Source organism: Shewanella psychropiezotolerans, from assembly GCF_007197555.1.
Classification (GTDB): Bacteria; Pseudomonadota; Gammaproteobacteria; order Enterobacterales; family Shewanellaceae; genus Shewanella; species Shewanella psychropiezotolerans.
The window spans coordinates 883,681-906,455 of the sequence record NZ_CP041614.1 but is presented as its reverse complement, the minus strand read 5'-3'; the positions used below and the strand labels follow the sequence as shown (position 1 = coordinate 906,455).

The 22,775-nt window shown below is 40.6% G+C and carries 18 protein-coding genes and 2 pseudogenes; 4 read left to right on the top strand and 16 right to left on the bottom strand.

What is annotated here, in order from left to right; all coding sequences use genetic code 11:
* Window positions 1–57 precede the first annotated feature (57 nt).
* Window positions 58–2,541, top strand: a complete 2,484-nt coding sequence (gene napA / locus FM037_RS04010; RefSeq protein ID WP_144044942.1) for a nitrate reductase catalytic subunit NapA — start codon at window positions 58–60, stop codon at window positions 2,539–2,541.
* An 83-nt stretch (window positions 2,542–2,624) separates the two neighbouring features.
* Window positions 2,625–3,049: pseudogene (locus FM037_RS04005) on the top strand (nitrate reductase cytochrome c-type subunit).
* A 111-nt stretch (window positions 3,050–3,160) separates the two neighbouring features.
* Here the strand turns inward: FM037_RS04005 and FM037_RS29110 are convergent.
* The 11 genes and pseudogenes from FM037_RS29110 to FM037_RS03950 form a co-directional block, all read right to left on the bottom strand.
* Window positions 3,161–3,244 (bottom strand): annotated as a pseudogene (locus FM037_RS29110) (fluoroquinolone resistance protein); the annotation flags it as partial.
* Between the two features lie 55 nt (window positions 3,245–3,299).
* Window positions 3,300–5,657 carry an Ig-like domain-containing protein gene (locus tag FM037_RS03995; protein WP_144044941.1) on the bottom strand — a complete coding sequence of 786 codons (2,358 nt, stop codon included), beginning with the start codon at window positions 5,655–5,657 and terminating at the stop codon, window positions 3,300–3,302.
* Between the two features lie 59 nt (window positions 5,658–5,716).
* A complete protein-coding gene (locus FM037_RS03990) occupies window positions 5,717–7,828 on the bottom strand; it encodes a hypothetical protein (RefSeq protein WP_144044940.1) in 2,112 nt (703 codons plus the stop codon).
* A gap of 238 nt (window positions 7,829–8,066) precedes the next feature.
* Window positions 8,067–8,882, bottom strand: a complete 816-nt coding sequence (locus FM037_RS03985; protein ID WP_144044939.1) for a LysM peptidoglycan-binding domain-containing protein — start codon at window positions 8,880–8,882, stop codon at window positions 8,067–8,069.
* Window positions 8,830–9,789, bottom strand: a complete 960-nt coding sequence (locus tag FM037_RS03980) for a hypothetical protein (RefSeq protein WP_144044938.1) — start codon at window positions 9,787–9,789, stop codon at window positions 8,830–8,832. The genes FM037_RS03985 and FM037_RS03980 overlap by 53 nt, the downstream gene beginning before the upstream one ends.
* A 234-nt stretch (window positions 9,790–10,023) precedes the next feature.
* Entirely contained in the window at window positions 10,024–10,563 is a 540-nt protein-coding gene (locus FM037_RS03975; protein ID WP_221937464.1) for a hypothetical protein, read from the bottom strand.
* 9 nt (window positions 10,564–10,572) lie between these two features.
* Window positions 10,573–12,306, bottom strand: coding sequence for a CS1-pili formation C-terminal domain-containing protein (locus FM037_RS03970; RefSeq protein WP_144044937.1), 1,734 nt, complete (start codon window positions 12,304–12,306; stop codon window positions 10,573–10,575).
* Between the two features lie 140 nt (window positions 12,307–12,446).
* On the bottom strand, window positions 12,447–13,022 hold the full coding sequence (locus FM037_RS03965; protein ID WP_144044936.1) for a TcfC E-set like domain-containing protein: 576 nt from the start codon (window positions 13,020–13,022) through the stop codon (window positions 12,447–12,449).
* Window positions 13,023–13,482: 460 nt separating this feature from the next.
* A complete protein-coding gene (locus tag FM037_RS03960; protein WP_144044935.1) occupies window positions 13,483–13,767 on the bottom strand; it encodes a hypothetical protein in 285 nt (94 codons plus the stop codon).
* Between the two features lie 345 nt (window positions 13,768–14,112).
* Window positions 14,113–14,712, bottom strand: coding sequence for a hypothetical protein (locus FM037_RS03955; protein ID WP_144044934.1), 600 nt, complete (start codon window positions 14,710–14,712; stop codon window positions 14,113–14,115).
* Window positions 14,713–14,752: 40 nt separating this feature from the next.
* Window positions 14,753–15,346 carry a hypothetical protein gene (locus FM037_RS03950; RefSeq protein WP_144044933.1) on the bottom strand — a complete coding sequence of 198 codons (594 nt, stop codon included), beginning with the start codon at window positions 15,344–15,346 and terminating at the stop codon, window positions 14,753–14,755.
* 237 nt (window positions 15,347–15,583) lie between these two features.
* Here FM037_RS03950 and FM037_RS03945 point away from each other — a divergent pair, with 237 nt between their 5' ends.
* Complete coding sequence (locus tag FM037_RS03945; RefSeq protein ID WP_144044932.1) at window positions 15,584–16,495, top strand: hypothetical protein; 912 nt, start codon at window positions 15,584–15,586, stop codon at window positions 16,493–16,495.
* A 319-nt stretch (window positions 16,496–16,814) separates the two neighbouring features.
* Here the strand turns inward: FM037_RS03945 and FM037_RS03940 are convergent, their stop codons facing one another.
* Window positions 16,815–17,471, bottom strand: a complete 657-nt coding sequence (locus tag FM037_RS03940; protein ID WP_144044931.1) for a Qnr family pentapeptide repeat protein — start codon at window positions 17,469–17,471, stop codon at window positions 16,815–16,817.
* A gap of 386 nt (window positions 17,472–17,857) precedes the next feature.
* Here FM037_RS03940 and FM037_RS03935 point away from each other — a divergent pair, with 386 nt between their 5' ends.
* On the top strand, window positions 17,858–18,118 hold the full coding sequence (locus FM037_RS03935) for a DUF5062 family protein (RefSeq protein WP_144044930.1): 261 nt from the start codon (window positions 17,858–17,860) through the stop codon (window positions 18,116–18,118).
* 58 nt (window positions 18,119–18,176) lie between these two features.
* Here FM037_RS03935 and FM037_RS03930 read toward each other — a convergent pair whose 3' ends face one another.
* The 4 genes from FM037_RS03930 to rimK all read right to left on the bottom strand — a co-directional run bounded on the left by FM037_RS03930 (window position 18,177) and on the right by rimK (window position 22,713).
* Window positions 18,177–19,838, bottom strand: a complete 1,662-nt coding sequence (locus FM037_RS03930) for a putative bifunctional diguanylate cyclase/phosphodiesterase (RefSeq protein ID WP_144044929.1) — start codon at window positions 19,836–19,838, stop codon at window positions 18,177–18,179.
* Entirely contained in the window at window positions 19,825–20,250 is a 426-nt protein-coding gene (locus FM037_RS03925) for a type 2 periplasmic-binding domain-containing protein (protein WP_144044928.1), read from the bottom strand. Before FM037_RS03925 ends, FM037_RS03930 begins: the two co-directional genes overlap by 14 nt.
* On the bottom strand, window positions 20,247–21,596 hold the full coding sequence (locus FM037_RS03920) for a hypothetical protein (protein WP_144044927.1): 1,350 nt from the start codon (window positions 21,594–21,596) through the stop codon (window positions 20,247–20,249). The genes FM037_RS03925 and FM037_RS03920 overlap by 4 nt, the downstream gene beginning before the upstream one ends.
* 190 nt (window positions 21,597–21,786) lie before the next feature.
* Window positions 21,787–22,713: a 30S ribosomal protein S6--L-glutamate ligase gene (gene rimK, locus FM037_RS03915; RefSeq protein ID WP_227992701.1), complete on the bottom strand. Its 927-nt coding sequence runs from the start codon at window positions 22,711–22,713 to the stop codon at window positions 21,787–21,789.
* Between the last annotated feature and the right edge of the window lie 62 nt (window positions 22,714–22,775).

Here is a 22,775-nt window from a genome sequence, read left to right as displayed (position 1 = left end):
AAATCTAATCAAAGATTACCGTCAAATTAAACAATAGAAAAAAGAGTGAGGAACACCATGAGCATTAGCCGTCGCGAGTTTCTGAAAGCCAACGCCGCCGTTGCCGCTGCAACAGCCGTTGGTGTCACTCTGCCAGTGAAGTTAGTCGAAGCCGCTGAGCAGAAGGACGATATCAAGTGGGATAAAGCACCATGCCGTTTTTGTGGTGTGGGTTGTAGCGTCTTGGTCGGAACCAAAAATGGCAAAGTCGTTGCCACACAAGGTGACCCAGAAAGCCCAGTCAACAAGGGCCTAAACTGTATCAAGGGTTACTTCCTATCGAAGATCATGTATGGCAAGGATCGTCTAACCACGCCGCTGCTGCGTATGACAGATGGTAAGTATGACAAAGAAGGTGAGTTTACTCCGGTGAGCTGGGATACCGCCTTAGATACCATGGCTGAAAAGTGGAAGCACACGTTAAAGACCAAAGGGCCTACAGCTGTGGGCATGTTTGGCTCTGGCCAGTGGACGATATGGGAAGGCTACGCCGCCTCTAAACTACACAAGGCAGGTTTCCTCACCAACAACATAGATCCTAATGCACGTCACTGTATGGCATCGGCCGTAGGTGGTTTCATGCGTACTTTTGGCATTGATGAGCCAATGGGCTGCTATGATGATTTAGAGGCTGCCGATCATTTCGTGTTGTGGGGCGCGAATATGGCTGAGATGCACCCAATCCTATGGGCTCGTCTGTCTGATCGTCGTCTGAGCAGCCCTACCAGTCGTGTGCATGTACTGTCTACATTTCAGAATCGTAGCTTCGACTTAGCCGATAATGCCATGGTGTTCCGTCCACAAACTGATCTTGTCATCCTGAACTACATAGCTAACTACATCATTGAAAACGATGCGGTGAATAAAGAATTCGTCAGCAAGCACACTAAATTTGTTCTTGGCACGACTGATATTGGTTATGGACTGCGTCCCGAGCATCCGCTCGAGCAAAAAGCCAAGAATCCAGGTAAGGGCTCATCGACGCCTATCAGCTTCGATGAATATGCCAAGTTCGTTAGCACTTATACTCTCGAGTACACCGCTAAGATGAGTGGCGTCGAGCCTGAAAAATTAGAAGAGATGGCCAAGGCGTACGCCGACCCTTCTATCAAGGTGATGAGCCTGTGGACCATGGGAATTAACCAGCACACACGTGGCGTCTGGGCCAACAACATGCTCTACAACATCCACCTCTTGACTGGCAAGATAGCAACGCCTGGCAACAGTCCGTTCTCGCTAACGGGTCAACCATCGGCTTGTGGTACCGCCCGTGAAGTAGGCACTTTCTCTCACCGCCTTCCTGCCGACATGGTGGTTAAGAATCCTAAGCACAGAGCCATCACCGAAAAACTCTGGCAGGTTCCAGCAGGCACGATTCCACCTAAGCCGGGATATCACGCCGTACTTCAGAGCCGTATGCTCAAAGATGGCAAGCTGAACTGTTACTGGACCATGTGTACTAATAACGTCCAGGCTGGCGCTAACATCAATGAAGAGATCTTACCTGGTTTCCGTAACCCGGAAAACTTCATCGTAGTTTCAGATCCATACCCAACGGTCTCGGCCATGGCCGCCGACCTTATTCTTCCCACAGCCATGTGGGTAGAAAAAGAGGGCGCCTACGGTAACGCCGAGCGTCGTACTCATATGTGGCATCAACAAGTGAAGCCACCCGAAGGCGCTAAGTCTGATCTTTGGCAGCTAGTAGAGTTTTCTAGGCGCTTCAAAGTCTCTGAGGTATGGCCAAGCGAACTTATCGCTAAGCAACCAGACTTGGCAGATAAGACACTCTATGACGTGCTCTTTGCTAACGGTGAAGTCAATAAGTTCCCCACTTCAGATTGTAAGGCCGAGCTAAATGATGAATCTGAGGCATTTGGCTTCTACTTACAGAAAGGCTTATTCGAAGAGTACGCCCAGTTTGGACGTGGTCATGCCCACGATTTAGCCGATTTCGATACTTATCACGAGACTCGCGGTTTACGTTGGCCTGTGGTCAACGGCAAAGAAACCCTGCGCCGCTTTGTCGAAGGTAGCGATCCTTATGTTAAGGCCGGCGAAGGCTTCAACTTCTACGGTAAGCCGGACGGTAAGGCGGTGATCTTCGCCCTACCCTATGAGCCTGCTGCAGAGGAACCAAACGAAGAATTCGATCTCTGGCTATCGACCGGTCGCGTGCTTGAACATTGGCACACTGGCTCTATGACGGCTCGTGTCCCTGAGCTACATCGTGCCTACCCGGATGCACAGATCTTCCTTCATCCAGAAGACGCAAAAGCGCGCGGGGTTAAGCGTGGTGATGAAGTCCTAGTGGCCTCACCTCGCGGTGAGATCAAGACTCGTGTAGAAACTAAGGGCCGCAACAAGCCGCCGAGAGGAGTGGCATTTATGCCATTCTTCGACGCTCGCCAGCTGGTCAACAAGTTGTTATTGGATGCCACGGATCCCCTCTCTAAAGAGACGGATTTCAAGAAGTGCCCGGTCAAGGTGATGAAAGTCTAATTGAGATGAATCACTCTAAATAACACTAGAGATTCATGCACCTACACAGAGGACGGGCGCTTGCTCGTCCCCTAGGAGATAAAATGAAAAAATTACTTACTGCCGTCGCCATGCTATTTATGCTCAATGCATGCTCGGGACAACAAGCTGACACTCAAGCGGATCCTGTTAATATCGCCTCTCTTGGGCAATCAGAGATCACTGAAGTGCGCGCCGCCGATGTAGCGCCTACTTACCCCAAGCGTGGTAAGTCAATCGAGCGTACGTTTGTGCATCAGCCTCCTTTGATCCCCATAAGGCGCAATACCCGATCAACCTCAAGAAAAACAGCTGTATGAACTGCCACAGCCCGGCGAAAGCTAAGCGCATGAAAGCTACTGAGATCGATGCATCTCACCTGCTTGCCGATAGCAAGTTGAACAAGCACTACTACAATTGTACTCAGTGCCATGTTCCTCAAGCTGATAACAAGCAGCCCCTAGTCGAGAATGATTTCTCGGCTAAATAGGCTAGAAGTTGCGAGTCATAAGCTGTAAAGCATGAAGATTAAAAGCAAAAACCACCTTTCGAGGTGGTTTTTTTACTCTTTATACCAATCGGTATTATTTAGCATTTCAGGCTAGTCAGATCCCACAATCAATCCAAGCAGCTCGAGTAACTGTTCCTGCTGCCACATGCAGGTTTTAACGCCGCTCAGCCTTACCTATTTTGGTTCTTCCCCTAGTTTATCACCGCAGTATTCAAGCATAACTTCAATTTTAATCAGAAGAGTAACATGTAATATATTGCCAAGCTTTCCAAGGGTTTTGTGGATTGTATTGATATCTCATGCGATTGTTATCTACATCCTGATTCAATTGGTGTGTAATTTTATCTTGGAACACAAAAACGCCCTGACCAACGTCTGCTACACTGAGCCCTGTTGCATCACTCATCCAGCGCGTAAGTTCTGCCGCTAATGTACCTTCTAGATTTTCAAACTGTTCACGCGAAGGAGGATTTGATATGCCTCCTTGCTGATACCATATCCAATTATCACGCCCACCCACTTCAGCGGCATTAAGAATATCGCAGTAGTCTTGTGCGTATAGACCTATGGATTGTTTAATGCTTGACTCTGATTGCCCTAAAATATCGGTACGGTAATATGAGTAAACAGGAGTTGTATTTGACGTTGTAAGATAAGGAATGTCATCACCAAATAGGTCCAATTTATACCCCAAGTTAATCAGGATATGGTCGGCTACCGCTGCTGTGTATTTTTCACTAGTCTCGTTATTATCCAATACAGGGATACAGCCTAAATATTGAGTATCATTCACAGTGACTCCATTAGGACACGCTCCAGTCCCAACAATTAACGTGGTTGTGTCTTGTAGACTTCCCTGCACATTATTGGGGTCTGTGATTTCTAAAACAGCCTGAAATACGCGAGTAGAAGCTTGCTTAACAATTATATTATTTTCTTGTACTTCAACAATAACTTGGTCAGCTAGATTGGCCGGATTAGTATCTACAACTTTATACTCTAATTCATATTTACTCGGAGGCAATGGAATATGGTTCCCGTTAACCTCAGCAGAGGCTAACACTATGCTATTTTCATTCCAATCAGCGCCTAAGTACTTTGAACTAAAATTATAGTCGCTGGGCAACTCGACTTGCTCTATACACGATACATACCCCACTTGCCCCTGTGTTAAACTGCTAGCTCCATCAAATAACGAAAAGATTCCATCGATTGCAATATAGGATGAGCCTGAGGGCCATTTGTATTGACTAGTAAAAACTGAGCTATTACTTAATGGGTCTGTATATAAACTCCGAAGTTGAGAAATTGCTGGCAATACCAGTCCTCGGGTTACACAGTAAGCATCGGCCAAATCTTCATTAAAAATAGGATATTGACCAGCCTCTCCTTGTGTTCCATTTTCGGTGTATGTACCACTAAATGATCCATTGGTACTAGCAACCTCCTCTAATGTATAAGTGGGATAAAACGTTACATCTTGATCGTCATCAAAAATAATCCCATATGACCGAACCTTAAAATTCAAGGTGCCAATACCATAACCGCCACGATCGTCAGTCACTATGTATGTAAGATATTGCATGCCACTTAGGTTAGGATTATATTCAAACGTATATTGAGTTAGATTAGTCGCCCAGCCTAAACCGTTAGTAAAAACCTCGGTCAGTTGTAGCTCATCTCCATCAGCGTCGGACACATAATCTTCTATATTTATAGTAAATGAATCAGTCGGACTGTCGGCTAATATTTTATCCTCAAGTGCCACGTTAATACTGACTATCGGGGCTGTATTAGCTGTGTCACTAATCGTGACATAAATGACACCAGGAAGAATATCCATTAGATCGTTAATGGCTGAATAATAAATTGTAACGACCCCTAAAGCCTCATCAGGAGCAGTATAAGTGATGCTATTCCCCTGAGATTCAAAAGCACCAACATCTCCTGTGTCAGTATATCCAACCAACTCGATACTGGTATTATCAAGAGAAAAACCTTCAGGTAAATAAGACGTTAAATCAATAACTAGCACCTCTGACTGATACGCCGTTTTGCTGATAGGAGGCAAGGGAGAAGATACTGTACTTTCATCGGAGACGACAATTTGGCTGATACCTGACTGACTACCTGAAAAATCACCACTCGCAGGCTCAACGGTATAACGGAAGCGGCAAACTTGGGCTTCCTCAGTTTCAATTCTAAACTTAAGTCCACTCACATCAACAAAGTCACAGTTATTGTAATCTGACAGCGGTGTAATATCTGTTATATGTAAATCTTGTCCGCTATCGGATCTGACTTTACTGGTTAAATCCACCGAAGTTAGGACGCTTTCAGGTACAAAGTCCAATGTGCTCTGCGTATCAATAGATATACTCTCGGCTGGCTTATTACCACCGTTATCTGTATCCGATCCAGTCTCTTGGCCCCCACATCCGAGTAAAATGAATGACAGCAGAGCTAGAATAGTAACTTTATTTAAGTAAATCAATTTATTAAGCCTCACACTATAGTTGTGAATGGATAGAATATAAACGCCGGTAGAGGTGCTAAAAAATAGACCTAATAACAAAACAAGCCACATTAAAAATACACCCAAGTCCCTCGATTGTTATCCAAGGATTTAGATCATGACTTGAGTTTTCAATCTGGGGAGTAACATGTGATGTACTGCCAAGCTTTATGATCGCTCGATCCTCTAGGTTGATATGCTATAGCCTGAGTATCAACATTCTGATTAAGCTGGTTTGTAGTCTTGTCTTTAAAAAAGAACACCCCTTGCCCTGACATGGCAAGATCGATACCAGCCTCATTAGATATCCATCTAGTTAGATTTTGAGCCATCGGGAAAGTAGCATCAGAAAACCACTCTTCTTTCATCGTATTATCTGGATTCTGGATGTACCAAGTCCAATTGTCACGCCCAGCTAATTCGACTGCGTTAGCAATATCGCAATAATCTTGCGCATACTGATTAATCGCGGATTTCATCACTGACTCAGAAATGTCAGAAACATCATTGAGATCATAATAGGAATAGTCTGGGGTTGTATTTGACGTTTTAAGGTAAGGAATCTCATCACCAAATTGATCCAATTGATAGCCGAGGTTAATCAGGATATGGTCGGCTACCGCCCCTGTGTATTTTTCACTAGTATCTCTATTATCCAGCACTGGAATACAGCCTAAATACTGAGTATCATTCACGCTTACCCCATTAGGACACGCTCCAGTCCCGACTATCAGCGTGGTAATATCTTGTATGTCCCCTTGCACCATAAGGTCTGTGATTTCTAGGACGGCCTGAAATACAGCATCAGAGCGCTTCTTTACAACGATATTATTCTCGTGTACTTCGACAATGACTTCCCCAGCTAATCCTTCGGGATTGGTATCTACAACTTTATACTTTAATCCATATTTACTTGGGGGCAGTGGTATGTTGTTTCCGTCAACAGCAGCAGAAGCCAGCACTATGGTATTTTCATCCCAATCAGCACCTAAGTACTTTGAGCTAAAATTGTAGTCACTGGGAAATTCAACTTGCTCTACACACGATACATACCCTTCTTGACCACTTGCAGCACTGCTAATCCCGTCATTTAATGAAAAGGTTCCATCGGTTGCAATATAAGAGGAGCCTGAGGGCCATTTGTATTTTGTTTCAAAAACAGAGCTACTACCTAATGGATCCGTATATAAACTCTGAAGTTGAGAAGCTCTTGGTAATACCAGCCCTCGAGTGACACAGTAGGCATCAGCCAAGTCTTCATTAAAAATGGGGTATTCACCAGCTTCACCTTGCGTTCCATTTTCAACATATATATCACTAAACGTGCCCTCGGTGCTGGCAATCTCCTCTAATGTGTACGTCGGGTAAAACGTTATATTTTGATCAGCATCAAAAATGATGTCATATGACCTAACGTAAAAATTTAAGGTGCCAATACCATAGCCACCATGATGGTCAGCCACTATGTAAGTGATATATTGCATGCCACTTAGGTTAGGACTATATTCGAACGTAAATTGAGTTAGATCGCTAGCCCAACCTAAACCGTTAGTATAAACGTCGATGAGTTGTAGTTTGTCTCCGTCAACATCGAAAACATAATCTTCTATATCTATTAAAAATGAATCTGTCGGGCTATCAGCTAATATTTTATCTCCAAGTGTCTCGTTGATACTGGCTATCGGGGCTGTGTTGGCGTTAGCGAGATCACTAATAGTGACATAAATGACACCGGGAAGAAGATTATCCATATTACTAATGGCTGAATAATAAATTCTGACTACTCCCAGAGCCTCATCCGGGGCCCTATAAATTATGCTACTCCCCTGAGACTCGAAAGAGCCCAATTCTCCGGTGTCAGTCGTTCCGGCTAACTCGACACTTTTAGTATCAAGAACAAAACCATTAGGTAAATATGGAGTTAAATCAAGAGATAAAACCTCAGACTGATAAGCCATTTTGCTGATAGGTGGCAAAGAATCAGGCAATATATTTTCATCACGTGTATCTCGTACATCGGAAACAACGATTTGACTGATGCCCGACTGACTTCCCGAAAAATCGTCACTAATAGGCTCAACGGTATAGCTGAAGCGACAAACTTGAGATCCATTGGTTTCAATTCTAAACTTAAGTCCGTCCATATCAATAAAGTCACAGTTATTACGATCTGAGAGCAAGGCAATATTTGTTATGTGTAACTCATGCTCGCTATCTGTTCTGACTTTGTTTGCTAAATCCACAGAGGTTAAGACACTTTCTGATGCAAAATCCAATGTATCTTGTGTATCAATAGATATACTTTCGGCTGGCCCATTGCCACCACCTCCCGTGTCTGATGTCGCCTCATCCCCCCGCATCCAATTAAAAATAATGACAGCATAGCCAAAACCGTAAATCTCTGTAGATATATCATTGGTTTAATTTCTCGTTGTAGTTTCCGATGGATGAGATATATATGATGATTAAATGTTAATATTTCTACTTTAAAATTAAACGCGTACAGGGGTAAATCAGATCAGGATTATTAACAACACTAACATTCATTGATATTAACTTTGACAGTTTAATATTAAATCGTTCTGATATATCCCATAGTGTATCCCCTTTAACTATGATATAAAATTCATTTGATTCATTGTCAGAATTGTCAGAATTGTCAGAATTGTCAGAATTGTCAGAATTGTCAGAATTGTGATCAGAAGAATTTAAATAATCAGTTTCGATGATTGATTCTAAAGCTATCTCACCTGATGTTTTAATAGGAATCGAACTAGTCATACCTTCATTTCCGAACTTATAACTCAAACCAATAGAAAACTGATATTCAGAAAACTCTTCAGTACTTCTCATCGTACTCTCTATATTAAATATTATATTTCTAAATAAGTGGGCTGCAATGCCAAAGCTTGCCTTAGGTACAAAGTTATCATTCATAACATCCCCACCTAAACGTGCAAAAACATCGTAGTCATCACTGACCTTATAGGTATAATCAAGGCTTCCGCCAAAATATAAATGTGAGTCAACTTCATCTGAAATATAAGTATCCAAACTGATACTAAATGAATCAGTTAGTCCGTATTTCACTCCTAAATTAAAATATGACTTAAAATACTCTTGCTGAATACCATCATCACCTTTAGGGTTATATAAACCAGCACTAACCTTATAATTTATATCATCAGATTGTGCATACAACATTGGTGAAAGTAACAAGCCAGAAAACATCAATAGCCTAATGTTATAAATCAAGTTCGAAAATGATGGTGATGGCATCGCTATAATCTCCTTCATCTACTTCTCCTGCATATACATTATTAAACCTGAAATCTAAAATGAAATTCAAATTATTACCTATAAATCCAATTTTTGCATATTCATCACCCATAACGCCATTGCTGATAACGAGTCTATCGTTACATTTGTCACATAATAATTCGTATGGGATTTTACTTGATGTTTCAGTATGTTCTAGAGAAAAGTCATCCTCATCACCTGAGGATAGGAAGGACATCTTTATACCTGGGTTTATGTATCCACTTACATTAACAGCATATTTTGTTTGTCCTTTTACACTATGTTCCTCAGTATCATACTCTAGTTCAAACTGGCCATCCCCTATTAGATTAATGGACGAAATAAAGCTAGGTTTATAATCAATAACTATTTTAACCTGGTCATAATAAATTTGGTAAGATTCAACTTGTTGGTGTTCATAAATTAAGAAATATGCAACTGGTTGACTGAAAGAAGCAAGATAACGACCCGCTGGTACATTAGCTTGAGTAAAGTCAGCTAATAAGTCAGGTAATTCAAAGAAGGTACGATAAAAATCAAACGGTCTTAATTTTTGCTGTTGAACTAAGGTAAAATCAACACCGCATGATGAAGCCGATTTTAGCAAAAAATCACCTCCAGAATCTTCCCCTATTTGACATTGTGGTCCTGTATTAAGACCAGCATCGATACCTCCATTGACAGTGTTATAGGCATTTGCAGTGCGAAATTCGATCCCGGTATCTTTAAAAGCAGTCTCTACCCTTGCCCCTAATTGGGAAGTAAATGTTAATGACCTTAACGCGTTTTGATAAAATGCTGGACTCCAGCGCAGTACTGGTAGTAAATTGAACGAGTTACTAGACTGCCATACTGATTGCTGTACTTCATTACCATTGGTGGTAGCATTCGTCCACTGAATCATGTTCCCAGTGACTTTCGCATGAATTATCGACGCATAGGTATTTGCGCAACATGATATAAATAGCACTATGCTAAAGAGTAACTCTCTCATGAACAACCTCGTTAGCATTAATTACTGAAAACTTAAGTGTTGATTGTTCCTGGCTCTTAAGAGGTAATTTGAACTCTCGTTTGGAATTAGGCAACAAGCGGTACTCATAAATACAATCAGAGTTAAAGTTCTTTGTGCATAGATTTAAAACAGCATTAAGCATAGTGTTACTTCTATTTTCAAAGCTAATATTTTTTTTGAAATTCGTTTCAAATCATAATCGATTCTAACTTCTGACGCGGGGTCAATAAAGTAAACCTTGTAGCCAAAAGCCACTGCTACAGCCGATTTTCGCCCTTCACTGTAAGGAACTGGAGTCACTGATACCGCGTAGACTTGATCTTCAGAAAACTCACAGTCTTCATCACAATCATTAAGCATTCGAATTGTTTTTCTTTCTCCCGGCTTCAATATCATTTGTGATGGAGAAACACGAAATGTCCAATCCCCCACATTGTCCTTGTTAAGTTTCTCCTCCACTTTCTTACCATCAATATAACGGACTTTTGACATTTCAAGATTAATAAACATATCTTTACCATCATTATTTATCACTTGTATATCTGCGAGATGAGTGTTTAAATCCGCAACTTCAAATAAGCTACTAATTGCAATAGCCTTAGATTGACAACTAAACATTAGAGTCATCATTGCTATAACAATTTTTAGTGTTTGTTTATACATTTAAAATACCTACTTAAGTGCGAAGTTATTGTCTTCACTATCATTGCTTACGTATGACTGTAATTCATTGATAACATTCATTTGAACAAGGGTTATTAATTCCCCCTCCCTCTCACTTATACTTTTCAACCTTACAAATAAATGAGTCTCTTGTGCAAATTCATACTCTATATATTCAATATTAGCCTTCTTCAAACTTATAATAATTCTATCTGGGATATCCTCGTCTAATGCACCTAAGTAGTAGATATAATCACCTTGTTTTCCTAATCCAGAGGAAACCAATTGCATACCATCATCAGTCGTTTCAATAGTTGGAAAACACTTTATTTTAGCTTGATGGCCTTGTATGCCATCAGGTCCTACAAAACAGAACTGATCATTGGATACCATTTTAAAAGGTTGCTCTTTAATCAGTGATATTGAATAAATCCCATCACCGACCTTGCTAACAGAAATACAAGCTTCACCTAAACACTTAATATTATTTAAGGATTTATTATTAAAATCTTCAAAATAACTAAGAAAAGATGTGACCTCTTCAACATCATTAGAAATTGTATGCACAGAGCCAGGGTAGGAAAACATCATCTCAGTTTTAGATTTATCTCGATCTCGTGATGAATAGCCACTAATCTCATTATCTAAATTTATTTTATAGCTCTTAAAGTAATCCAACCCAATTAATGTTGTTTCTCCAGTGATATTTCTATCCATGTATCGGCCATTGTTAACTTGTAATCCTAGCACCCCAATATTTTCATCTTCATCAATACCATCTAAAAAATCATCACTGTTAACAATAATATATGAATCATTAAAATCTTTAGACTGAAAAAATCCTTCACTCGAGATAACTGATGTTGATTCAAGAGTCATGGATAAATTACTATTCCCTTGGCTTGAATAATTCCCATATCCACTAGCATAAAACTCATCACTGTTTAAACTAATATTTCCATTTAAACTAGTCTCAGATTGCTCTCCATCGAGGTAGTTACTTAAAGAGCTCCCACCGCTTGAGTCAACAGATGAAAATAATCCTAACTCGTTTTCATGATAGCTAATTGTGTTAGTAATCCTTCCATTACTACGATCCGATGATTCATAGCCACCAGAGTAAGATAAATGATCGTTTCCTAATGGAATTGAGACATTTAATGAAAATATACCGTCTCGTTTATTTCTAATTTGATCACTCATTGATAATGAATAACCGATATTTAATGATATATTATTAAATATATTCGTTTGATAATTTACGGCTAAATTAGTACTATCAACCTCCCCGGTATAATACTCACTAACATCGGGAGACAAATAGTCATCATTATTACCCATTGAATAATCATAATTATCCCTATACATCGAATCCTTACGGTATAAATCATTATCATAGCGATTAAATGAGCCGGCATCACGATGTAATTTACTACCATAAATACTTACACTGCCACTCGCAATAGGAAAAGAATACGACAAGACTATCTGATCGTAGGATTGCTGACCATACACCGCCGACACAAGATTACTTAATGAATCTACACCATTAATATCTAGAATTTCATAATCTAAGTTTAAGCCAAACAAACTCAAGGAAGACTGATAAAAAATGCCACCCGGCAGTTTATTGTAATAAATGGCAGCGCTTAAATTAGGATTTGAATAAATAGCAGCCGCACCAACATCAATAGAGTCTCCATCGCTTCGACTGTTGGTTCCTAGCAGGAGTGTATCGTTCAACAAAGATTTAGTGATAGATACTTCAGCATACGCTAAAGTATCTTCACCTTGCTCAGTATCATATTCAGACTGGCGGAAGCTGATATTATAGTCATAGCCTTTGTGACTTGTTTTACTGATGTTATTACTTATTCGTCTTATTATTCTTTCTTCAGCATAACCATCTGCGCGGATCCATGTTCACATTCATCATAATTACCCCTAGGTAATTTAGCATAACTGATTGAATGCTGCCCTTTAGGGTACGACTGGCTAAACAAGGTTTTACCATCTCGTATAACATCAATCGTACCCGAGTTCTTTATGTCAAAATATAACTGCTTCTGTTGAGAATCATTGATGGCCAATAGATTATCGCTCGAAGATAAACTAAGGTAATAACTATTTTTACTACGTGAAAAATCTAAAAGAGATGTAGAGTTATTTTTCACTACATTATATGATGAATAACCTAACTGTAAAGAATGCCCTTCAAAGTTAAACTCATACTTCAGGTTGTTGACATCAAAATCTGTGCTTGTATGACCTTCTGAACTTGCAAATAAAGACACATCAGTCTCTATATAGCCTTTACCTAAACCAATTATAGTTCCGTTATTTAACGTCGCATTAAAGTCTTTATCATAATAACTGGTATAAAGACGATTATTAACGATAACTGCACTGGGATCTGGAGATATTTGTGTATAGTATACTTTCCCTTTACCTTCACTCATGAAATTTGAGTTACACTAAGCTGTAAGCTATTATTTTGTAAGAATATAAAACTGAACCTCGCTGGGATTGTTCTCACTTAAAATAGCTGCCACAACCTCTTCAACTCGATCTTGTTTTATTCCAGAATCCATCAGAGCTTCATAAAAACATCCAAATTTTCAATTTTATCAATTGAATAATAATTAGCATAGACTTTTGCCTCATAATAATTATTGTTAGGAAGTGTGAATAACACCGTACGTTCTTCATATTCATAAAAATGTTGAAAACCTTTAGGGCATATTGACTATGTGCTGTTCCTGTCAGAAATAATAGTAGAACACAATAATATTTAAGCATCTGTCATATTCCGCTAAAAACTTAGAGCCACATATAAAGTTGCACTTCCCTTGCAACGAGATTTCCACACATCAAGTCCAGGTGTAGGAGCGAATTCGATAGAGAATTCTCTTGTATCACTTAAAAACTGAGAACTAGAATTATTAAAAGAATCAAAAACAATTGGCTTTTCGAGAAATAGAACTTGCCCCCCATATAATATGTCGCAAACCCTTCTACATCGATACTACCATCAACATCAGTACAGCTACTTTCTAAAACTGTAGGAGTTATTTCAAAGCCAGCACTAAAACCAACAGGAATATCTGTCTTTATAAAAATCTTTGTAGACTTAGATATAAACTTCTCTTCACTTTGGTTATATTCAATATCTAAGGTTGGTTGCTTAAAACCAAACTTAGTCACACTATAAGAGTAAAACTCTTCATTGTTAATGTGGGCATATAGGAAAATATTTTCTCTACTCCATCAGCTGAATATGATAAGTTGCTCATCAGTATCAAGAGTGAAATAGACATTGTTTTAAATTTCATATAAAAATGTAGGAACACCTTGAAATATAAATCGACCTAATTAAACACAGACGTTACTTGTAGATAGCCCCCAAGAACCTCTACTTACCATTTAATATCATATAAAATAAAGCGGCCAAGCCCGCTTTATTCCCAGTAACTATAAATGAAATAGTGAATTGGTGCTCATAAATAAAATTAGTTTTTATGTGCACACCCATATTTATCTATGTAACTATTAATGAGCGAAAATTACATCTGCATATACCACTGTTGTTGCAGTCACCGTATCTCCAGCAACTGCATCTTCTATACCTGAACCCAGCTTATTCTTAATAGACCAGCTGGTCTTCCAAGAATCAGCATCAGTTTCCACTATATCAACGTTAGACGAAACTGGTGAGTTATTCATCAAAACTTGTGCCTGAGTACCTGATAAATCGTTATCCAGCTTAGAGGTCAATTGAACTGTACTCACTCTATAAGTGATTGTATTTGCCTTCACAAGTCCTAAGCCTGATGCATCCTCACCAACAATCACTCCAGTTCCAATATCGCCTGTTTTATCGTCATAATAACGAAGTTCTAGTAACACTGGGGTGGAAGAAAATTTGCCATTGGCTTGGATATCAAGCATACCATCTTTTATTGGGCCGGAATTAGCACCGGTAAATGTAATAAATTCACCTGGTACAACTACAGGGATATTGGCTACCCACTGAATTGCCGCACTGCTTGAGTCTGTCGTTTCAGTAACAGAGTCAGCCATTACGGTATCAGCTGTTGTGGGTAAAGAAAATAATGAAGTTATGGCTGTAAATATTATGAGTTTTTTCATCTTGTAACTCCTATTTAATTCAGCCATATATTCATATCATTTATACGGCTGGTTCTACAAAAGAGACTTGTGCAAATACGACAGTTGTTGCAGTAACAGTATCACCAGCGACAACATCTTGTATACTTGATCCTATTCCATTCTGAATCTTCCAGTTTGTTTTCCAAGACTCTGCTCCAGATGCTGCCAAGTCTTTATTAGAATCAACTGCAACATCATTCATAAAAATTTGTGCAGTAGTAGCAGATAGATCAATATTCTGAGCAGATGTAAATGCAACTGAATTCACTGAGTAGGTGATAGATTCTGCATTTGAAGCACCACCAGCAGTATTTTCACCAACCAAGACTCCGTCACCAACGGTGTCTGATTCTTCATCATAATAACGAACTTCTAGCGCTATAGAGCTAGAAGAGAAAGTACCATCCGCATTGATATCAAGAACTCCAGCTTTTACTGGTCCACGGTTAGCACCAGTAAGTGTGATGTACTGGCCAGGTACAATTACCGGTATATCTGCTGTCCATTCAATAGTTGCACTGGTTGAATCAACCGTACCAGGCGTTGGATCTGCAGCCACTGCTGATAAAGAAAACAGAGAAGTGATAGCTGCAGAGACAATAACTTTTTTCATCTAATAAACCTTTATTTGCACGTTTAGTTTTGTTATTTACCTAATGGTAAGAACATTAATATTTAACCTATCCAGTCTAAACTTCGTAGGTTCATTTATTATATCGGATATATAAACTAGATAATTAGCACTTATTTTTTATAATTAAAAACATGCTAACAATTATATTCACTCTATTTTGAACTAAACATTATGAGTAATATAAGCGCTTATATTTTGGAGTGAAATGAGAACGGAATGATATTTCATCAGTATTTGCAACATGTATTTAAAAAAAATGGCATTCGTCAGATAGAGCTTCTATCCCAACTTCAGTCATCCCACTCCATATTTTCAGGCCTAGATGCCATAACCCTAAGTCGATGGTGCAACAATAAAACAACTCCATCTTACAAGAAACAATTGTTAATATCTAAACATTTTGAAAGAGATTTAAGTTATTTTATTCAACATATTGATCACCCAAAGATAACAAAGGTGTTTTTGAAAACGTACGACACATTATTTAATAAGCTCGAAACTTCATACGCTCGCATTGGATATTTATCAATTGATAACGGACCTGCTACATTGTCAATGTTAAATCTTACTACTGAGACACATAGGAAATTATTTGGTGTTTTTTATAAGCATATGGAAGCGTACAGGTTTATTTATTCAAAACTTGATCAAAATAATGTGATCTCACAAAATTGTGTATTTACGATCAAACAGGGTGTTCAAATTGTATCCCATCTCGGATTTGTTAAAGATATGACAACATTCTCCCGTTATTTCAAGAAAAAATTACCCACGCAGCCTACAGCTAATTCCATTGTCATTAATGTAGGACATTTTTCCTGCCGAAATTATTTCGAATCACTTATTGGGCATCTATTTAACCATCTTGTAGACAGCTATTGGGATATTGAAGAATGTTACGTAGCAACCCGAAGGGCAGATTTTCTGACTTTTTGGGAGCAAATGGGAGGAACTCAGCTATTGTCGGTGCAAGAGTCTCGCTTTGTCGGTAATGTTTATATTGTCCAATTCAATTTAAAACAATTGTTAGCTTCTCCCTTTATATTTCTTCAGATTCAACGAACTTACTTAAGTTATCTGAAGTTAAAACAGCATCTCACCATTCCCATTTTAGTTCCATGCGAATAGACCACTACAATGTTTGCTACAGCCCCATCTGTATTAAAAACAGACAGAACATAGTAAATCTGTTGATATTTAAGCGATAGTTATCGTGAACACTTGATGAACAATGTCTTTTGTCATCGGGTCTGCATGCAGGAGACTCTAACGAGGACTGGCTGGCATGAATGCTAAACAGGTCAACCTCGCCAAAACCTTTAATTCTGTCGAATCTATTACCAAATGAAACAGTCCCTTGACAGATATTCTATAAGTCATTTGCACTGTTTCAGCCATCTGCTGGGACAACAATATTGATTCGAGAATAATTTCTCGAATCAATAGGCTAGTCAGGTCCAACAATCAATCCAAGCGGCTCGAGTAACTGTTCCTGCTGCCACATGCAGATTTTAACGCCGCTCAGATCCACCTTTCTCGGATCTAAACCAGAAAGCTCAGTATGGGAAAGATCGCACTCCCTTAGATTAAACTGACCCCAAGCGTCACTGGAAAACTCACCCCTGCTCAAATCAGAGCCTTTAAACGAAGCCCCATACAGATTTGCACCTGTCCATTTGTTTTCAAATAGATCGCACTTTTCTATACATTGCCGCTCAAAATTGGCATATGACAAGTTGCACCCCGTCATATACAAAGAGCAAAAATACACTTGTCTGCTTATCTGATTGGCAAAACGTGTCTTGAGAAAGTTAGCCCCTTTCAAGTCACAGTTCCTAAATTCGGCACCGAAGCAATTAGCACCTTTGAAATTAACCATAGATAACTGACAATCTTTAAAGCTCGCATCTTGTAAATTAGCGTACTCAAAACCACAACCACTCACAGCACCTTGCTCTATAAATGAGCAGTTAACAAAATGACTGTCACTGAGATTTGTATGGTTAAAATTACAGTTATAAAATTTACACTGCTCAAAATGTGAATTTCTTATGTCCTGATGACTAAAGTTGACCCCTTCGAACACCTCATTTTTTCTATTCAATTAACGCCTCTTGCTACATCAAACCAGTTACCAGAACTGAAGGCTAACATTCGCAAGCTAAGAAACCAACAAAAATAAACCCAACAAAAACAACAGGTTAAAAGCAGCTGAATTGGCAACTTTAAGGCCTCAAACAGGTCTGTAGACCTAGTTGAAATTTATTGAGAATATGCTGAAACCAAGGAAAAAGTTTAACTCAACCTAAGAGCTTACAGAGAGTCGAGCATAGGAGATCGAAGACAAGATGAAATGCAGGTTTAAAAGATAGAAGTTCCTAGATTCTAGGAACTAGACCCTAGGCGTTTAAACGTGAAACCACTCCTTGCTATATCATTCAATTCAGGTAATTTGATTAAAAGACCAATACACCTTTTGAGAGACCTCATATGAAGCAAGGTAAACATGACCCACAACTGCTAAAACTCGCCATGGAAATAGGCGTAGGCTATGCTAAGAAGCGTGGTTTTGACGATTTCGGCAAAGGAATTTCACCAAAAGATAAAGTCGAATGTATCTATCGTCTACTCGTTACCGATAAGCTCATTCAACCATTAGCAGTCGATAAAGAAGACGGGCCAAATATGAAACACAAATTGGTTTTATGGATTAGTAGGCAGCTCCCCGAAAATCATGAACTGTTAAACTAGTCACTACACACTATCTCAACTCATTTATCGATAGCATCTTGCTCATTTTGCTCCCTAACTAAGATTTAGTCTCTGGGTCGTTCCTAGGACAAGAATCAGACTCAATCATAAGTTTAGGATCGAAGATGCTATATTGATTTCGCCCTCTCTGCTTCGAAATATACATAGCACTATCGGCGGCCTTCAACACAGACTCCAGATCTCTCCCATGCTGTGGATACATAGCGATGCCTATGCTACCGCCTATGTTAATATCTTCGCCACACCTCAGCTTCACATCTTGATTTAACGCACACCTGAGTTCAGAAGCCAGCTTCTCAATCGCTGGTAGGCAGCGTTCCTCGAATCGGGCGTTATCGAAATAACAACCTACGACAAACTCATCGCCTCCCCAGCGAATACAGAGATCATCGTTTCTAAACACGGCCATCATGCGGAGACCAACCTCGATCAGCACAAGATCGCCAGCTTCATGACCACGAACATCATTTATCCTCTTAAAATTATCCAGATCGATATTCATGATCACGGCAATCTTGTCATTTTCTTTGGCACGATCAAATAACTCGATCAATGCGCGTCTTCCGGCCCTCCTGTTCTTAAGATGAGTTAAGCCATCATGATCGGCTTCGAAGCGAGTATTGATCTCCCTCTCTGTGCGCTCAGTAACATCGTACATCAGCACTTCTATCATCAGGCTGCTCTGCTTTCCTTCATCTAAAACCTTTGAAAATAGACAATGTACCCAGCAATCTGACGAGCCAGGCAAGGTCTTCATCTTCAGATCCAGTGCAACCGTATCTAAATGATGACTCTGTCTGATATCAGCAAGAAAACTCTCTAATTGTTGTTTATTGTAAAACCAATCAGTGAGTCTTAGACCTATAGCATCTTTGATGGAATGTGATTTATAGATAATTCGCTCAAAGGCAGGATTAGCTGTGAGCAACAAGTTATCACTATCAATTAAGCAGATACCTGCACTGGCTTGTTCGAAGATAAGTCTGAACTTCTTCTCCAAAACTTCGGTCTTTTCTCTCAAATTACGTTCCGAGTCTATAGACTGATTCAGAGATGAGACCAGAGTGTTAATCCCACTAACCAGGCGGCCTATCTCATCTTTTTGATGGAACCTAGGTACTGAAATATGACTGTCCTGGCCAGGTATTATCTCTTCAAACTTATTAGTGATCCTATTTAACGGAGAAGTTAGCGCCTTATGGACAATAAAAGACACAAGAATCGCTGTAACAACAGTTAATAATGCCAACATACGGGCCTGATTTACGGCGGCATCCTTGGCATTATGATGAATAAATGCCTCATTAGGCAGTATTTTAAGTTGGCCTATCACCTCATCTTCAGAGAAAGGGTTGTACAGGATAAGAGTCGAGAGTCCCTCCCTGCCGATGAGCCTTTTCTCACCGGAATACACAGAAAAGCCTGGTTCACTGATCAATTCAGCTTCGGAAACTACATCATTAATCGCCAAGCCATCGATAATCTCCCTGGCTAACACCGAGTCCTGTACATACACGGCAATAGATGCCGTCTTCTCTATGGTTCTGGACAACTGATCCACATACTCCCTCGAAGCCTGCTCATTTCTTTCGATCTCTTCAAAATAGAAAAAGTATGAACTCAGCACAGCAACTAGGGCCACACTCAGCGCAATGGCGAGTGCAACCTTAAAATACAGCTGATGCCTAAAGCGCCTCAAATCTATATACCACTTTTAATGAGTCTGTTAAGTCCTGACTAGAAATATAGCCTATAGCATGGCTCGAGCTCATAATCTCATGAATTAATTGGCCCGGAGACTCGGTTTTTTTAGGGGGAGTGTTACGGCCGGAGAATAGTAACCTAGCCCAATAGGCATCGATTTGCGCCTCGGTTCGGTTCACCAACCTTTGATAAAATAATCCTTTGATCTCAGATTTCGGCGCGAGATCGAACACCTTGGCCTTATCACCATTAGGAAAATTCACATACCGCCCCATAAACAGATCCACCACTTCGCTCTTGGTCAATGAATCGACACGACTCTCACGGCTAACCACCACCAGCAGCTCGCCTTCGGCTCGAATGGGCTGAGTGAGCATCAAGATGAGTAATCCTACCCAATACTTCATAGGTTAAAGATAAAGTTGAAGTTAAGTGACAAGAGATCGACCTCAGCATCTCCAATTTGTTCCTGAGCCTGAGTCCACAAGGCCGTACCTCTACTATCGACCCAGGTATGATCCCATTGAAATTTCACACAGGTATTGGGATAGAGATCCCACCTCATCCCTAAACTGAAGGTTGTCTGTTCTATCTGGCTAGCACTAAGTGCCTCCACGGCCCCTTCATACAAGGTCTTGATTCCTCCAGAGAGCTCAGGGGGCAGGTGATCAGGTAATAGCGGTGAAACATAGCGAGTGGGTTCTTCAGAATTATCGATATGGGCCAGTACGCCATAGAATGTCATCTCATCGACACGATAACCCACACTCAAGTAGCCATTATAGAAAGATTGTGTTATCCCCCAATCAGAGTTGATATAACCAAGCTCCGATTGAATTACCCAATTCATATGATCATATTGCAAGCCCAGCGTATAATATTGTAACTTCTGACCCGGTCCATCTATGTTCTGTGCCAGCACACCAGCTTCTGGCCATAAGGTATCAGGCACAAGATTAAGCCCCTCGACCAATTCATTGGTCTGAAACTCCAATTCATCCACCTCAACCGAAGCGGCAGCGAGTCGAAATATCCAGTTTTCCCACGTATAGATGGAAGTAAGCGCAAAGACATTTTTGAGGTTGACATCAAAAAAACCAGCCTCCACAGCCAGCACTGAGTGCGTAGTGCCGTAGGCCAGCTTAGTTTCCCAACTCCCTCCGCCGAGTTCATGGGTATAACTAATGTCGACACCATCAATTTTCGCGATAGATGAGGTGATAGCATAAAACTCAGGAATAGGCCTAGACCAAAGATAGGCATAGCTGACGTTTCTGTATTCCGACAGCATATAGAGATCTGTGCTGGTCCTCCCCAGCCTGATTGCCCAATCACGATTTGGTCGATAGCGCAGAAACATCAACTCTAGGCTATCCAGAACAGTATCACTCGCCCTGTCCTTTAGCACCACTTGAGCGATGGCATCCAGGCTCTCTGTAAAGTCCACATTGACTTGTAGGCCCAATAAGCTGTCTGGTTTAAAGGAGTACTCGGAATCACTGGCATTCATGCTGAGTTCGCGATGAAAATAAAGCTCATCGCTGGATCTTCTCACTACACCTAAGGTACCGAAGCCACTGAGGCTCAAGTTGAACTCAGACTGCTCCGGATGATCATGGATACGGGCTTGAGCCTGGCCCACCACACTAAGATAAACTAATAACAGCAGAACGGTTCCACCTATGACCCAAGGAGAATTATCGACAATCTTGTCTGCGATCCCATTTAGCTTCTTAGTTATTTTTTCAGGCATAGCGACCTTAAACGGGCATAGAGGAGCCCTATTTAAAAGTAGAACAGTTATTGCTGAATCTACAATGTACTCGTTATAAATAGTCTTAAGTATTTGAGGGTTGAGGTTCTTGACTAATAAGAAATGAAGCAGTGAACTTTTAATTCCAGATTAGTCACCGTAGCGGGACTAATCTGGGTATAAAGAGGCTTTAGGCTTGAGCATCCTCTAATGATACTCGCTTCCAGCCCAGCTTTTTCTCTATGGAGTCAATCATGGCGCTGGCGACATCTATGCCAGTTGCCGCTTCTATGCCCTCTAAGCCTGGCGATGAGTTAATTTCCAGCAACAGAGGTCCCTTGCTCGAGCGAATAATGTCGACGCCTGCAACCTGAAGACCCATGGTTTTAGCCGCCTTGATCGCTAACTTCTTCTCTTCAGGGCTGATTTGCACGATAGAAGCTGTGCCGCCCTGATGGATGTTCGCCCTGAACTCACCCGGCGCGGCGGTGCGCTCTATCGACGCGACAATCTTGCCGTCAATCACGAAACAGCGCAGATCTTTGCCCTGGGCCTCCTTGATAAACTCCTGAACCAACAGGTTAGCCTTCAGGGATTTAAACGCATTGATCACACTCTCTGCAGCCTTTCGGGTCTCGGCCAGAACAACACCTTTACCTTGAGTTCCTTCGAGCAGTTTAACTATTAACGGCGCCCCACCGACCATATCGATTAAATCCGTGGTATCCGCCGGCGAATTAGCAAAACCACTGGTGGGTATCGCTAAGTTATTTTTCTGCAATAACTGCAGAGAGAACAACTTGTCTCGCGACTGAGTGATCGCTGCCGAATTATTCAATGCCATGACCCCCAGGCTCTCGAAGTGACGCGTCAAGGCGCAACCATAGAAGGTCATGCTAGGACGAATTCTGGGAATAACCGCATCAAGGTCATTGAGGATCCTGCCGCCTCGGTAATGTACTTCAGGCTCTGAGGCATCCAGCTTCATATAACATTGCTGTATGTTATAGAAAAACATCTCATGACCACGCTGTTGACCCGCCTCCATAATACGACGATTGCTATACAAGTTAGGATTACTGGCAAGCAAGCCAATTTTGAGGCCTGTACTCGGCATATTTTTATTACCGTATAAGAGGTTGGTTTCATCTTCGGTATAGTCACCAAAATTAAAGTTAG

What these genes read in the sequence shown, in the direction of transcription:
- napA (WP_144044942.1), top strand. Translation starts at nt 58, where the DNA reads ATGAGCATTAGCCGTCGCGAGTTTCTGAAAGCCAACGCCGCCGTTGCC.
- FM037_RS03995 (WP_144044941.1), bottom strand. Translation starts at nt 5,657, where the DNA reads ATGTGGCTTGTTTTGTTATTAGGTCTATTTTTTAGCACCTCTACCGGC.
- FM037_RS03985 (WP_144044939.1), bottom strand. Translation starts at nt 8,882, where the DNA reads ATGAAGGAGATTATAGCGATGCCATCACCATCATTTTCGAACTTGATT.
- FM037_RS03980 (WP_144044938.1), bottom strand. Translation starts at nt 9,789, where the DNA reads ATGATTCAGTGGACGAATGCTACCACCAATGGTAATGAAGTACAGCAA.
- FM037_RS03975 (WP_221937464.1), bottom strand. Translation starts at nt 10,563, where the DNA reads ATGTATAAACAAACACTAAAAATTGTTATAGCAATGATGACTCTAATG.
- FM037_RS03965 (WP_144044936.1), bottom strand. Translation starts at nt 13,022, where the DNA reads ATGAGTGAAGGTAAAGGGAAAGTATACTATACACAAATATCTCCAGAT.
- FM037_RS03955 (WP_144044934.1), bottom strand. Translation starts at nt 14,712, where the DNA reads ATGAAAAAACTCATAATATTTACAGCCATAACTTCATTATTTTCTTTA.
- FM037_RS03950 (WP_144044933.1), bottom strand. Translation starts at nt 15,346, where the DNA reads ATGAAAAAAGTTATTGTCTCTGCAGCTATCACTTCTCTGTTTTCTTTA.
- FM037_RS03945 (WP_144044932.1), top strand. Translation starts at nt 15,584, where the DNA reads ATGATATTTCATCAGTATTTGCAACATGTATTTAAAAAAAATGGCATT.
- FM037_RS03935 (WP_144044930.1), top strand. Translation starts at nt 17,858, where the DNA reads ATGAAGCAAGGTAAACATGACCCACAACTGCTAAAACTCGCCATGGAA.
- FM037_RS03925 (WP_144044928.1), bottom strand. Translation starts at nt 20,250, where the DNA reads ATGAAGTATTGGGTAGGATTACTCATCTTGATGCTCACTCAGCCCATT.
- FM037_RS03920 (WP_144044927.1), bottom strand. Translation starts at nt 21,596, where the DNA reads ATGCCTGAAAAAATAACTAAGAAGCTAAATGGGATCGCAGACAAGATT.
- rimK (WP_227992701.1), bottom strand. Translation starts at nt 22,713, where the DNA reads ATGCCGAGTACAGGCCTCAAAATTGGCTTGCTTGCCAGTAATCCTAAC.